The 14,754-nt window shown below is 40.9% G+C and carries 11 protein-coding genes; 5 read left to right on the top strand and 6 right to left on the bottom strand.

The window, feature by feature from the left end; all coding sequences use genetic code 11:
- The first annotated feature begins 127 nt into the window (after positions 1 to 127).
- On the top strand, positions 128 to 604 hold the full coding sequence (locus LXL81_RS16750) for a PaaI family thioesterase (RefSeq protein ID WP_234647953.1): 477 nt from the start codon (positions 128 to 130) through the stop codon (positions 602 to 604).
- On the opposite strand, the gene LXL81_RS16745 is transcribed toward LXL81_RS16750, so the two are convergent.
- Positions 599 to 2,446 carry an ABC transporter ATP-binding protein gene (locus LXL81_RS16745; RefSeq protein ID WP_234647952.1) on the bottom strand — a complete coding sequence of 616 codons (1,848 nt, stop codon included), beginning with the start codon at positions 2,444 to 2,446 and terminating at the stop codon, positions 599 to 601. The genes LXL81_RS16750 and LXL81_RS16745 overlap by 6 nt on opposite strands.
- Before the next feature lie 145 nt (positions 2,447 to 2,591).
- Here LXL81_RS16745 and mazG point away from each other — a divergent pair, with 145 nt between their 5' ends.
- Positions 2,592 to 3,425, top strand: coding sequence for a nucleoside triphosphate pyrophosphohydrolase (gene mazG / locus LXL81_RS16740; RefSeq protein WP_234647951.1), 834 nt, complete (start codon positions 2,592 to 2,594; stop codon positions 3,423 to 3,425).
- Positions 3,426 to 3,437: 12 nt separating this feature from the next.
- On the opposite strand, the gene LXL81_RS16735 is transcribed toward mazG, so the two are convergent.
- The 3 genes from LXL81_RS16735 to LXL81_RS16725 all read right to left on the bottom strand — a co-directional run bounded on the left by LXL81_RS16735 (position 3,438) and on the right by LXL81_RS16725 (position 8,771).
- Entirely contained in the window at positions 3,438 to 3,605 is a 168-nt protein-coding gene (locus LXL81_RS16735; RefSeq protein WP_234647950.1) for a hypothetical protein, read from the bottom strand.
- Positions 3,606 to 3,698: 93 nt separating this feature from the next.
- The gene (locus tag LXL81_RS16730; RefSeq protein ID WP_234647949.1) at positions 3,699 to 5,417 is read right to left on the bottom strand and encodes a RagB/SusD family nutrient uptake outer membrane protein; all 1,719 of its coding nucleotides are present in this window, start codon (positions 5,415 to 5,417) and stop codon (positions 3,699 to 3,701) included.
- A 36-nt stretch (positions 5,418 to 5,453) separates the two neighbouring features.
- On the bottom strand, positions 5,454 to 8,771 hold the full coding sequence (locus LXL81_RS16725; protein ID WP_234647948.1) for a TonB-dependent receptor: 3,318 nt from the start codon (positions 8,769 to 8,771) through the stop codon (positions 5,454 to 5,456).
- 318 nt (positions 8,772 to 9,089) lie between these two features.
- Here LXL81_RS16725 and uvrA point away from each other — a divergent pair, with 318 nt between their 5' ends.
- The 3 genes from uvrA to LXL81_RS16710 all read left to right on the top strand — a co-directional run bounded on the left by uvrA (position 9,090) and on the right by LXL81_RS16710 (position 12,753).
- Positions 9,090 to 11,945 carry an excinuclease ABC subunit UvrA gene (gene uvrA, locus LXL81_RS16720; protein WP_234647947.1) on the top strand — a complete coding sequence of 952 codons (2,856 nt, stop codon included), beginning with the start codon at positions 9,090 to 9,092 and terminating at the stop codon, positions 11,943 to 11,945.
- 131 nt (positions 11,946 to 12,076) lie between these two features.
- A complete protein-coding gene (locus LXL81_RS16715) occupies positions 12,077 to 12,334 on the top strand; it encodes a DUF6364 family protein (protein WP_234647946.1) in 258 nt (85 codons plus the stop codon).
- Positions 12,331 to 12,753 (top strand): PIN domain-containing protein, encoded by a 423-nt coding sequence (locus tag LXL81_RS16710; protein WP_234647945.1) that lies wholly within the window; start codon positions 12,331 to 12,333, stop codon positions 12,751 to 12,753. The genes LXL81_RS16715 and LXL81_RS16710 overlap by 4 nt, the downstream gene beginning before the upstream one ends.
- Before the next feature lie 10 nt (positions 12,754 to 12,763).
- On the opposite strand, the gene LXL81_RS16705 is transcribed toward LXL81_RS16710, so the two are convergent.
- A complete protein-coding gene (locus LXL81_RS16705; RefSeq protein WP_234647944.1) occupies positions 12,764 to 13,498 on the bottom strand; it encodes a LytTR family DNA-binding domain-containing protein in 735 nt (244 codons plus the stop codon).
- The gene (locus tag LXL81_RS16700; protein ID WP_234647943.1) at positions 13,495 to 14,565 is read right to left on the bottom strand and encodes a sensor histidine kinase; all 1,071 of its coding nucleotides are present in this window, start codon (positions 14,563 to 14,565) and stop codon (positions 13,495 to 13,497) included. The genes LXL81_RS16705 and LXL81_RS16700 overlap by 4 nt, the downstream gene beginning before the upstream one ends.
- Between the last annotated feature and the right edge of the window lie 189 nt (positions 14,566 to 14,754).

The raw sequence follows: 14,754 nt of genomic DNA, 5'->3' as shown, positions 1-14,754 counted from the left end.
GCAATTACCTTTGATACGTAGCAATAAAATCCATAGTATTGACGCAGTTGCTCTTGTAAATCTGTGTTAATTACTATTTTCCAATTATATACCGCTGTATATTTACAGTTCTTAATGATTAAATAAAATGAATGAATCTTTGATGTCTGATCAGGTCAACGACAAAACCCGTCTGAAATATATGCAGTCCTTTATCGGGAAACCCATGCAGGAAAGTCATTCCCCGGTTGGACGGTGGTTAAACGGAACGCTGCTTGATATTCAGGAAGGAAGTATGAAGGTTGAGTTTGTGGTTAGAAAGGATATGTCAAATCCGATGGGAATCCTGCACGGCGGTATTGCTGCCACCATTCTGGATGAAGTAGTCGGGACCATGGTATATGCGTTGGGAAGGGAATTTGCCTTTGTTTCTGTTAACCTGAATTGTGATTATCTGAACGCTGCAAAAGTTGGAGAAAAGATTTTTGCCAGCGGAAATGTCATTCGCGCCGGCAAAAATATTGTTCATGTTGAAGGAAGTATCGTGAACTCGGAAGGTGTGATTATAGCAAAATGCACGAGTAATCTGCTTCAAACCGGTTTGAGAATTCCTTCGTTGTCATAAATATCCCTGGGCCTGCAACTGGAATAACTCAGCATATTTCCCGTCGAGATTCAATAGCTCGTCGTGTGATCCGAATTCGATCAGTCGTCCCTTTTCCAGAAATAAAATCCGGTCGGCCATTCTGACGGTGGAGAATCGGTGAGAAATCAATACAGCCATTTTTCCATGGATCAGTTCGCTGAAACGCTGAAAAACCTGATGTTCTGCGCGGGCATCGAGTGCCGAAGTGGGTTCATCCAAAACGATAAGCTGTGCATCCCGCATATAGGCGCGGGCCAAAGCAATTTTTTGCCACTGGCCGCCGGAAAGTTCAGTTCCTTCCTTAAATCTTTTCCCTAAAACCTGTTCAAAACCATTAGGCAGCTGGGTGATCAGTTCGTTGGCCATACTCATTTCTGATGCAATTCGAATCGCTTCTTTATCATCAATATTTTCAATATCCCCAACAGCGATATTATCAGAAACCGTCATTTCGTAGCGGATGTAATCTTGGAAAATGATCCCGATATTGGCCCGAAGATCAGCCAGCTGATAATCCAGAATATCAATTCCATCAATCAGAATCCGGCCTTCTGTGGGTTTATACAAACAGGCAAGAAGTTTTACAAGAGTCGTTTTACCAGCACCATTTTCTCCAACCAAGGCAAGTTTTTCGCCAGGGTTTAAAGTGAAAGAAAGATTCCTTATCGCCCAGAAATCATTGTCAGGATATTTGAAACTGACATTTTCGAAAGTTATTCCTTTCTGAATAGGCCTGGGGATTAACTCGCCGTTTTCGTTGGCCAGTATTGTGGGTTTAATTTCAAAAAACTCAAAAAGATCTTTCAGATAAAGCGCGTTTTCTGCAATCCCGGAAAACCGGCTCATGATACTTTGGAGCATTCCGTGCATTCTTTGGAATGAACCGGAAAGGAAAGTCATCGTTCCTATGGTGATAATTCCGCTGAGCGTTTGGATCAAAACAAAAAAATAAGCGGCATAATAAGCCAGCGTTCCGATAGCCGATAAGCCATATCCCCAACTGGCGCGGCTGATCGAGATTTTGCGGTTTGCCAGATAATATTCTTCTGAAAGTTCTTTAAAACGTTTCGCCAGATAATTTTCCAGACCAAAAACTTTGACTTCTTTCGCAGTTTCAGCACTTGATCCCAGATATCTGAGGTAATCAAGTTCCCGCCTTTCCGGTGTCCAGCTACGTGTTAGGGAATAGGTTTTTTCATTGAAATGGGTTTCTCCCAAAAAAGAAGGAATAACAGCAATGATAAGAATTAATATGAGCCAGGGATTGAAAACGATCAGACCTGCACCAAGGGAAAGCAAGGTTAATATATCCTGGATTTGCGCCAGTGTCTGAGAAAGCAAAACGGTTCTGCCGGAAGTTTGCCTACGGGCGCGTTCCAGTTTGTCGTAAAAAACAGGATTTTCAAATTGATATAAATCCAGTTTTGCAGCATGATGGACTAAATCGACGGAGGTTTTATTAGCAACCAGATCACCGAGAAGACTGTCAAATAAATTGATACAGCGGTTCAGGAGATCTGAAATAATCGTTAGCCCAAGTTCTGCGCCGACGAGCATCCATAAATAAGTATGTGAATCTGTGCGATTTCCAATCAGACGGACTACCTCATCAATGATTTCCTTACCAATGTAAAGCATTAGTAACGGAAGAGCGGATTTGATAAGCCGGAAAAAAATATTTCCTAATGTGAGAAATTTATTTGTTTCCCAAACCAGACCAAAAAAGCGGGGAAGATTTTGTAAAGCAGAAAATCGCTTTTTTAACGATTGTGAAGATGAGGAAGTTGATTTAAAAGATTGATTTGCAGGAATTTTCTTCAATAGATATTATTAAGTTGGTTATACTCAAATAATCATTTTAGATAAAAAAAAGTTCGTTGATTTCAAGCTTCATCATTTGAGAAAATTGCCATGAGCGTTTAACAGAATTTTTATGTTTTAAACCCTGAAACCTTACCTTTGAATTATGGAAAAAAACTTCAATGATTTGCCGGAAAGCCGTCAGCAGCAACTTATGGCTTTTGACCGTTTGCTTACGATTATGGATGAGTTGCGGGAACAATGCCCCTGGGACCGAAAACAAACTTTGGAGAGTTTGAGGCATCTGACCATCGAGGAAACATATGAGTTGTCGGATGCGATTCTGGAAAACGATCTGCCTGAAATAAAAAAGGAGCTCGGAGACGTGCTTTTGCACATTGTTTTTTATGCCAAAATCGCTTCTGAAAATAATCCTGAATCAGGGTTTAGATTTGATATTGCTGATGTACTGACCGGAATTTGTGAAAAACTGATCTCTCGTCATCCGCATATTTATGGCGATGCAAAAGCTGATACCGAAGAACAGGTGAAGCAGAATTGGGAAAAACTGAAATTGAAAGAAGGAAATAAATCAGTTCTTTCCGGAGTTCCTGCATCTTTGCCTGCATTGGTTAAAGCCATGCGTATTCAGGAAAAGGCGCGTGGAGCTGGTTTTGACTGGGATGAAAAACAGCAGGTTTGGGAAAAGGTTGAAGAAGAATTACAGGAGTTTAAAGAAAATTTTAATATTGAAACGGGAGAGGTAATAGATCAAAAAGAAGCAGAAGGCGAATTTGGGGATTTGTTATTTTCATTGGTCAATTATTCAAGATTCGTTGATATTAATCCTGAAACTGCATTGGAGCGTACAAACAAAAAATTCATCCGGCGTTTTCAGTATATGGAAGAGGCATCAAAAGCGGACGGGAAATCGCTGACGGAAATGACTTTGACAGAGATGGACGAATACTGGAATCAGGCGAAGGCGCTGAAGGTATAACCGGCCAAAAAATTACATATCGTTCTCTTTCAACATTCTGATGAAATCGTCCTCGTAAGCTTTTACCGCTTTTAGCAATTCTTCGAGTTCTTTTTTCTCAGGTGTGCCAGGTTTTGCGCCGAAAATTTCATCAATTCTTTCTGATGCTTTTTCGTAATCGCTTTCATTTTTAAGTATCATATCGGGCTAATTTTAAGTTTTCGATACAAAAATAATAATAAAAAGCCGACTCAAATGAATCGGCTCTTTTATTGTTAAATTCAACCTGATGTTCTAATATCCGCTGTTTTGTGTCAAAGTAGGTTTTCCGCCCACCTGGCTGTTTAAGATTTCCTGAATTGGAATTGGGAAATATTCATGTTTTCCTTTTACAAACTGAGCTCCTTTAAGGTAAGCGCGTTTTGTACCTTCCATTAAATAATATGCATTCATAGTTTCAGCCGCAATTCCCCAGCGTACAAGATCATAACGTCTGTTACCTTCCATGCCAAGTTCAAGACGTTCTTCAAATCTGACAGCTTTACGGGCATATGCCTGATCCGGCCATGCAGATGTATATTCTTTGATCACATAATTAGCAGCTGGTGTGCCATCTGCATTTTTAACAAAACCTTCCGGTCTTGCCGCCCTTGCACGAATCTGGTTTACATAAGCTCTCGCTTTGTCAAGACTACCAATTTCCGTTTCAATTTCAGCCAGCCATAACAAAACCTGCGCATAACGGATCATGCGGAAATTGTTGGCATTCAGACGGTTATTTGATGCGAAAGATGGGTCAGATTTATGTGAAACGTGTTTTTTTGGAGAATACGGGCCTCCGTAAGTCTGATCTCTGATATAGGCCTTTCCAGGATGAACGCCCCAGTCAAGATATGGAATTCCACGACGGCCAACTGTCCAGTCCAAACGAGGATCTAGCGGTCCTGCATAAGGAGTAAACGGAGCTGTGGACTCAATGCCCTGGTCATTTGGGATATCTAAATCATCATAAGTATCCAACAATGGCAAACCGTTTGCATCCGTTTTAAAAGCATTCACAAGATTATTCGAAGGCTGGAAAAATCCGCAGCAGGTAGTAAAGGCACCACCACCGTATGGATAATTTAAAGTAGATCCTATATTACCGTTTTCTCCACCAGCTGCACCATCATTCACTGAATATTCAACCTCAAAAATAGATTCTGCATTGTTGTTAGTGCTTGCCTGAAAATTGTCATGATATTTGGCCATCAGACTGTATTTTCCACTTGCAACAATCGCTTCAAGAATCGTTTTTGCTTCAGCATATTTTTTCTGAAACAAGTAAACTTTTGCAAGTAATGCTCCCGCTGCCCATTTAGTAGGACGGCCTGGTTGCGATTGTGAAGTTGGCAAAACGTCATATGCCGCTTTTAAATCAGCTTCAATGTTTGGATAGATATCCGTGCTATTCGGCAATTTAGTACTTTCCAGATTGTTCGGGTCATACGTTTTTTCGTCGATGTAAGGCACCATATTGTACATTTTCTTCAATTCGAAATGGTAGTTTCCACGAAGAAAACGGGCTTCGGCAGTTACCTGAGCACGTTCGGCGTCAGTGAAGTCGGTTGCTTTTGCCAGATTTTGCAGTACGTCGTTTGTACGCGCGATACCATCATACATACCTCTCCATTTTCCACGGAAATAGATATTATCCGACGCAATATTTCCTGTTTCAATTAATGAAATTGGTGGCTGGTCACCCGCGTTGGTACCCTTATGTGCATCATCTGAGGCAACGCTGCCGTATACCCAGTTGTCGGCCCCCACGTTATAAGACCGGTAAGCACCTTCGGCTGTTGCCCATCCGTCAAGCAGCGCATATGCACCTACAAGCAGGGCGTTTACACCAACTTTGTTTTGAAGTGTTGTCGAGCTTAGGGCCGCTTTTGGATTAACATCCAGAAACTTATCTGAACATGAACTCAGAATTCCCAGAATAACGGCCGAGAATAGTATGGTAATTTTTTTCATTGCTTTATATAATTAAAGTTTTGCCAGGTCAGGTGATTAGAAACTTACGTTAAGTCCAACGATATACTGTTTTGAAGCAGGATATGATCCTCCGTCAACACCAATCTGTCTGTCGTTTCCTGCACCGTAGTTACGAAGGTTAATCTCCGGATCCATTCCTGAATATTTCGTGATCGTGATCAGGTTCTGGCCCTGAACATATATGCGGCAAGGTCCAAGTCCCAGTTTTGTAGAAATATTCTTTGGTAAAGAATAAGTCAGCTGAATATTTTTAAAACGGAAATAAGAACCTTTTTCCAAATAATAATCAGAAGGAAGAATACTCACCTGATCGCTTGAATTCAGCTGAGGAAGGATCGCGTCTGTTTTGCCAGGTCTCCATGATTCGTTCAGCATACGTGTACTTTTGTTACCGAAGAAAGTAGGGAAATCGGTCCAGTATTTTACGTAGTTGAAGATCTCGTTACCCTGCACGCCCGCCCCGAACAAAGCAAGCCCGAAGTTTTTGTAATTCACGTTAATGTTAAGACCGTAAGTGAATTTCGGGTGCGGATTTCCAATGATGCTCAAATCTTTTGTATCAATTACACCATCACCGTTTACATCTACAAATTTGAAACGACCCGCTCTGTTTTCATTAGCTCCCAAATTGTTTTTAGGAGCTTCTTTTGCTTCGGCATCGGTTTGGAAAATACCATCATGTTTGTAGCCGAAGAAAGATGAGATCGGATGGTTTTGCTGTGTTACAACAAAGTTCTGGATACGTTCATCGTTGATACCAAAATACTGCGTATTTGGATCACCATTTGTTTTGGTTACAAGGTTACGATATGTACTTACATTGGCACCAATCGTGTAAGTAAGATCTCCGCCAAGTGCAGCTCCGTTATAATTGATACCAAGATCCACACCGCGGTTTCTCATAGAACCAATGTTTTGGAAAGGTGCAGTAGCCACACCAGCGGTTAAAGGAGGCGATACAGGAAACAACATGTCGGATGTTGTACGTGTATACCAGTCTAATGCCAGGTCAAATTTCCCTTTGAAAAAGGCTGCATCCAAACCTAAGTTGGTAGAGGTTGTAGTTTCCCATTTTGCTTTCACATTACCAAACTGTACCAGTTCATATCCCGGAATTGCGGAAGTTTTTGCTCCGTTCAGGTCATAGAATGATAAAGCTGGGTTTGTAGCATATTGTGTAAATGAATTGTAATTTCCGATTTCCTGGTTACCTGTCTGTCCCCATCCCACGCGAAGTTTGGCATAAGACAACCAGGATGCCGTTGATTTTGCAAAACTTTCTTCGGACAATACCCATCCTCCACTTAGAGCAGGGAAATAGGCCACACGGTTAGCAGCCGCAAATCTGGAAGAACGGTCGCGACGGATCGTTGCATCAAATAAGTAGCGGCTTTTCAAACCATAACTTGCACGTGCAAATTCAGAGGCAAGCCGCCAGTTAGCCGCACCACCATTGTTAGTCTGAACACCTGTTCCTGCGCTCAGATAACGGTTGTCCAAGGCATCAACAAGGAAGTTGGTACGTGTGGCATCAAAGTTCTCGTAGTAATTTTTGATGGATTCAGTACCGGCGATGATATTGAATTTATGGATGTTATTTAGAACAATGTTGTATGTCAATGTATTGTACCACGTCCATGTCCATTCGTAGTTATTGGTCGTCGTCAGGCTTTGTGTACTTCTCGCTTCGGCCGATTCAATATCTCTTGGCGTGTAGTTGCGATAATTATACAAGTTGTAATCAATACCAAAACTCGTTTTTGCGGTCAGGTTTTTCAGGATATCAACCTCTGCATAAGCATTACCAAAAAGACGGACTTCATTTTGATTATTATCCTTATTTCTTACAAGGAGCGAAACCGGGTTTACGGAGTTATCAACGTCAGTACCGCGTGTTCCTGCAAAATTTCCGGCAACGTCATAAACAGGAACGATAGGTGGTACACGATAAGCAAATGTTGTCGGGTTACTTTCATTACTGTTTCCGTTTGGCTGACCAACTCTTTGTGCATAACCAACCTGGAAATTCTGACCAACGCGGATACGTTTGTTAATATTAAATTCAGTGTTTGAACGTAAAGTGTAGCGTTTGAAACTCGTATTGATCATGATACCCTGCTGGTTGAAATAATTCAGCGACATCGCATAACGACCACTTTCTGTTCCGCCTGAAACACCAATCTGGTGGTTCTGGATGGGTGCAGGCTGGTAAATTTCTTTTAACCAGTTAGTGCCTTCTTTATTTGCTTTTGTGATCAGCCATTTTGTTTTGTTAAAATCGGCTGAGTTCACGTCAGTACTGTAATTAACATAAGTTCCATCCGGATTTTTGGCCACTTTTGGATCACCTTCGTAAGTTCCGGACGGAAAAATGTAATCCGGGATTTGGGGTGTAGCTCCTTTACCAAACTGCGCGTGCGTAGGATAAGTTAAAGCAGTTCCGGAAGGAAATGCACCGTCAACCATCTTGGCCTGATTAATTGTATTTGTTCTCGCTTCCCAGGTCAAATCGGCATATTGCTGCGTATTCAGCATGCTCAGAAGTTTTCCCGGGCGCTGCGTTCCGTAGTAAGTGTCATAAGTAAAAACCGGTTTCCCAACTTTTCCTCTTTTTGTTGTAATGATCACAACACCATTTCCCGCACGTGAACCGTAGATAGAAGCCGCAGATGCATCTTTCAAAATCTGCATGGATTCAATATCATTAAGGTTCAGTGTATTCAAAGTATTGGACACACCGTTTGCTCCAACACCTTTGGTAGGAACTCCGTCAACAACATATAGGGGTGAGTTGTCATTGATTGTTCCAAAACCACGGATACGTACAGAAACACCACCACCAGGGCTGTTTTCATTACCAATAACCACACCCGGCACTTTTCCTTGTAGTGCCTGGCCAAGGTTGGTAGACGGTGTACTTAACAATTGTTTGGCATCCAGAGTAGCTACCGCTCCGGTAATTTCCTTTTTAGATTGAGATCCGTAACCCGTCACAACCACTTCACTCAGGTTTTTAATGTCATCCACCAGGCTGACATCAATTACAGATTTAGTACCAACTGCAATTTCCTGCTTGCCAAAACCGATCGAAGAATATACCAGTGTGGCACCGGCCCCTTTAACATCAATCGCATATTTTCCATCAGTGTCTGTAACGGTACCGGTGGTGGTTCCTTTTACAGTTACGTTAACGCCGGGTAAGCCAATGTTGTCTGTGGAGGAAACGACTTTGCCTGTGACGCGTTTGTCCTGGGCATAGGTATTGCTGCTGCCAAAAATTGCCAGAAGCAACAGGGTCACACCAAGAAATAAGAATCGTAAATTTTGTTTCATAAATGGGGGATTTTGTTAGATGTTAAAAAAGTATTACTTATTGTCAAGATAATATTAAAAGTACAGATTATTCGCAAAATACATATATAAATAGGGTATTATTTTTATAAATAATATTAATATATAAATGGTTACAAATTTTACATTTCTGCGTTATATGCAATGCGCAAACGTTTGCGGGCTATACGTAATCTGCATTTCGCACAATTCGAAATTTGTTAAAGTCAGTGAACATTCAGGTGAAATTTTGCAACTCAACATGTACTTTTGTGGTTATCTACTGAGAGCATTACACGGTTATAAATCAACAGCATCATTTTGAAACATTTGAATGGAATTGAACTTGCGGAACAGGACCTGATAGAAGTACAGGGTGCCCGTGAGCATAATCTGAAGAATATTGATGTTAGCATTCCCCGCAATAAACTGGTCGTGGTAACAGGAATCAGTGGTAGTGGAAAATCGTCGCTGGCATTTGATACCATATATGCAGAAGGACAAAGGCGTTACATGGAAAGCTTTTCTGCCTATGCCCGTGGATTTATAGGAGAAATGGAGCGGCCGGATGTTGATAAGATCAGTGGTTTGTCTCCGGTAATCAGTATCGAACAAAAAACAACTTCCCGAAATCCCCGTTCCACAGTTGGAACAGTTACTGAAATTTATGACTTCCTGAGGTTACTATACGCAAGGGCAGGTGAGGCATATTCATACGTTACGGGAAGAAGAATGGTGAAGCAGTCGCAGGACCAGATTGTGAACCAATTGATGACTCAGTTTCTGGGACAAAAAACGATTCTTCTTGCACCCGCAGTTAAAGGAAGAAAGGGACATTACCGCGAGTTGTTCGTTCAGATTGCAAGGTTGGGTTATACCAAAGTGCGTGTGGATGGAGAGGTTCAGGATATTGTTCCAAAAATGCAGCTGGACCGTTATAAAGTTCATGATATTGAAATTGTTGTGGACCGTGTTATTCCAAAAACGGAATCGGAAGATCCCCAGTCGCGTTTTCGTTTGAGCCAGTCTGTTGCCACGGCTATCAAACAGGGAAAAGGTGCTCTGATGGTTTTGGATGAAAAAGGAGAAACTTACTATTTCTCTCAAAACCTGATGGATCCGGAATCCGGGATCAGTTACGATGATCCTTCTCCAAATAATTTCTCGTTCAACTCGCCTTATGGCTGGTGCCCGACTTGCCAGGGATTAGGTTTGGTTGAAGAAATTACAGAAGATTCGATCATGCCGGACCGCAAATTATCCATTAGCAAAGCTGGAATCGCGCCGATGGGAGAATATCGTGATGCATGGATTTTCAAACAACTGGAAGTTTTATTGAAACCTTTCAAAGTTAATCTAACCACACCGCTTGAAAAATTCCCTGAGGAAGCGATCAAAGTTGTCCTTTACGGAAGTGAGGAACCTGTGGCAGTAGCTTCCAAAAAATATCCCGGAACTGAATGGGATACCAAATTTGATGGAATAATCAATTTCCTGAAACGTCAGCAGGAAAGTGGAAATGATAAGATTCAGGATTGGCTGAAGGATTTTATGACAATCAATACCTGTCCGGAATGTAATGGAAAACGTTTGAGAAAAGAATCCTTACATTTTAAAATTGACGGAAAAGATATAGCCGATTTGTCAAACCGTGATGTGCGTGATTTGTCGAACTGGCTGGAAGGTCTGGAAGACCGGTTGGAAGAAAGGCAACGGGTTATCGGTCACGAGGTATTGAAGGAAATCAGAAAAAGGGTTGGATTCTTACTGGACGTAGGTCTGGATTACCTGACTTTAAACCGGGCACTTCGTACACTTTCAGGTGGTGAAGCGCAAAGGATCCGGTTGGCGACACAAATCGGTACCCAACTTACAGGTGTTTTATATATTATGGATGAACCAAGTATCGGGCTTCATCAGCGGGATAATGTCAGACTAATCAATTCTTTGAAAAGTCTGCGTGATCTTGGCAATACGGTTCTGGTTGTGGAGCATGATAAGGATATGATGCTTGCTTCCGACTACATTGTAGATATTGGCCCTGGCGCTGGCCGTCATGGGGGAAATGTGGTAGGTGCAGGAACGCCTGAGGAATTTCTGAAAAATGGGTCTTCAACGGCAGATTATTTAAGTGGGAGACAAAAAATTGAAATCCCGAAAGTTCGCAGAAAAGGGAATGGTAATTATCTTTCGCTTAGAGGATGTACCGGTCATAATCTGAAAAATGTGACGATGGCATTTCCTCTGGGAACGATGATTTCGGTAACCGGTGTAAGTGGAAGTGGGAAGTCGTCATTGATTCATGAAACACTGTTTCCGTTATTAAACCATTATTTTTATAAGTCGAGAAGAGAACCGCTTGCTTATAAATCAATTGAAGGTTTAGAGCATATTGATAAAGTCATAGAAGTGGACCAGTCGCCGATAGGACGTACACCACGCTCGAATCCTGCCACCTATACAAATCTTTTCACCGATATCCGTACGCTTTTTGCAGAATTGCCGGAAGCAAAAATCCGTGGGTACAAACCCGGACGTTTTTCTTTCAATGTTAAAGGTGGAAGATGTGAGGATTGTGAAGGTGCTGGAATGAAGCGAATTGAAATGGATTTTCTTCCTGACGTCCATGTGAACTGCGAGACCTGCAAAGGAAAACGTTTTAACCGTGAAACGCTGGAAGTTCGGTTTAAAGGAAAATCAGTAGCGGATATTCTGGATATGACGGTGGAAACGGCTCTGGATTTTTTTGAAAACCAACCGAGGATTTTGAGAAAAGTACAAACACTTTTTGATGTAGGTTTAGGATATATTACGCTTGGTCAGCACGCTACGACGCTTTCCGGCGGTGAAGCACAACGTGTGAAACTATCGGAGGAATTGTCAAAACGAGATACCGGTAAAACGCTTTACATTTTGGATGAACCAACTACCGGTTTGCATTTCCAGGATATAAAACATCTTCTGGTCGTTCTGGATAAGTTGGTTGAAAAGGGAAATACGGTTTTGATCATTGAACATAATCTGGATGTTGTCAAAGTTTCGGATTATGTAATAGACCTTGGTCCGGAAGGTGGCGCATTGGGTGGAAAAATAGTTGCCGAAGGAACGCCGGAAAAGGTTTCGAAGGTAAAAGGAAGTTATACAGGGTTTTTCCTGAAAGAAGAATTGAAGGGATAGGTTTAGGCGTTAGCTATTAGCAGCTAGGATTTAGCTATTGATAAAGCAGTCAGGTATTGAGTATGAATGCTCAGATCTGACTGTTTTTTACGTATCAATTTATTATATTTGCACGTACAATTTTATGTTTTATGGACACGAAATTAACTTTAAAGCTGAATAAAAATGTTATTGAGAAAGCAAAGGAATACGCTAGTTCTCATAAACGAAGTTTATCTGCAATTATAGAATCCTATTTACAATCATTAACTGGAATAGGCGAAACAGAAAATATTGAAGAAATTGAAATCACCCCTTTTGTAAAAAGCATGTCGTCAGGATCAAAATTGCCACCTGATTTTGATGACAAAAAGGAGTATCGTTCTCATTTGGAAGAGAAATATAAGTGAAAGCTAAATTATTCCTTGATACAAATGTGATGATGGATTTGCTATCTGAAAGGCTCCCATTTTACAATTCAATTGCGAAAATCACTTCGCTTGCGGATAAGGGGGAAATAAAAATGGTTGCTTCTGGTTTATCGTATACAACAATAAATTACTTATTAACTAAGATTGATAATGTTGATATTGTTCTTGATAAGCTTCGGAAATTTAAGATTATTTCCGAAGTTGCACTGCTTGACGACGAAATAATTGAAAAAGGATTAAATTCAAACTTTTCTGACTTTGAAGATGCAGTTCAATATTTCAGTGCCTTGAAAGCAAATTGTCATATTATTATCACAAGAAACACAAAAGAATTTAAAGAATCCAGATTACCAGTAATGACTCCGGATGAATTTTTAGCGAGTATTAAGAAGAAATAATTTAAAACCCTCACATCCACTTACTCAAAAACTGACTAAAATTTTCTTTATACTGATCACTTACCGGGATGGTTACCGCTCCAATTTGAATCGTATTCCGGGTAACGGCGGCGATTTTATCAAGGTTTACAATAAAAGATCGGTGCACCCGCATGAATTTTGCCGCTGGTAACTTTTCTTCCAAAGCTTTCAGACTGGTTAGCGAAAGCACAGGTTTGGTATCCGATTTCAAAATCACTTTGACATAATCTTTTAAACCTTCCACGTATAAAATGTCATCGTAGGCAATTCTTACAAGCTGATATTCAACTTTCAGAAATAAATAATCTTCCTTCATTTCCGGGGCAGATCCATTTGCGGCCCGCTGTAACAGTTCTACATAAGCTTTTCCTTTTGTAGCCGCTTTCAGAAATTCTTCATAATTAAAAGGTTTCAACAGATAATCCAGCGCATCAACACGAAAACCATCCAGTGCAAATTGATTAAATGCGGTTGTGAAGATAATTCTAGGTCCTTGATTCCCTGACTTTTCGATAATCCTGGCCAGCTCAATTCCGGTCAGATCCGGCATTTGAATATCCAGAAATATTAAATCAACCGATAATTCATGAATAGCTTCCAAAGCTTCCACAGCACTGGAATATTTTCCGGCCAGGTTCAGAAATGGTGTTTTGTTGATAAAAGCACAAACCAAACCCAGTGCAAGAGGCTCATCATCTACGGCGATGCATTGTAATACGTTCATGCAGTTTGCAATTCCAGATGTACTTCAAATTCTTTTTCACTGGTATTTTCGCTCACGTCCAGCTGGTATTTTCCCGGATAGAGCAAATCCAGTCTTCTTTGGGTATTTGTCAAACCAATTCCGTTACTTTCGTCCAGCACCGTTCTCTTCTCTGTAAACAACGTATTGCGGACATCAATATAAACTTTGTGACCTTCCTGCCAGATTTTTATATCGATATGGCTAGGCTGAACCGCGCTGACGCCATGTTTAAACGCGTTTTCAATAAATGGCAAAAACAGCATTGGTGCTATGGAAACATCATGCAGCGGAACGGGCGGTTTCAAACTTACACTAACTTTATCAGTGAGCCTCAACTGCATAAGCTGGATATAATCCTGGGCAAACGCGATTTCCTGGCTTAGCAAAACAGTACCGTGCTGGGTTTCATACAATACGTATCGCATCATACGTGACAGTTTGTGTAAAGCCTCACGGGCTGCTTCAACGTCAATCACCGTTAATGCATATATATTATTTAATGTATTGAAGAAAAAATGCGGATTTATCTGCGCTTTCAGAAAAGAAAGTTCTGAATTTATTTTTTCCTGTTCCAGGTTTTGCCTGTATTGCTTGTCGCGCTCAGCATTTTGCACGGCGGCAACGCTGGTGCTTATACCAATGATAATCAATGCAGTAAGCATAGCGAAATAATCCAGCCGGTCGTGTGATTTTTTATCACCATTTGCTTCCCTGGCCATTTTAAACGCACGGTCCATTTGCTCGCTATGGTTGATGTAGACCTTTACCTGCTCAATAATTGTAGCGAGTATAAGAACGGAAACAAAATTGAATAAAATAAAACGCCAATACCGGTTTTTCGCCAGAAACATGGGAAACCAGTAATAGACGTTCAAATAAAATATGGCAATCAAAAGTGAAAATAAAACAGCCTGCTTGATCCAGAATGAATTTGGAAACTGAATTTGCCAGCTTAAAGGCTGCCACATAAGAAATAAGGCCAGAAAACTCCAGCCCAGAAGATGTAAGAAAAACGGAGTATATTTTTTAACTGTGGGAGTATCCATGCATGTATTATTGTTCAACGCTTATTAAACCTTCTTATCACAATACAATCTTAGTGGGAAAAAATCAAAGAGCCTAGTCCAATCGATCAAAGTAAGTTATAAATCGACAGTTGGGCTGTGAGCCTCTATGAGTGAATTCCTAAATCATTGAATGGGGAAACGAAATACTGGAATAATTATTTAATATAT

The sequence above is a fragment of the Dyadobacter sp. CY356 genome (assembly GCF_021440195.1).
In the GTDB taxonomy this organism is placed as follows: domain Bacteria; phylum Bacteroidota; class Bacteroidia; order Cytophagales; family Spirosomataceae; genus Dyadobacter.
This window is presented reverse-complemented; position numbering and strand designations above follow the sequence as displayed.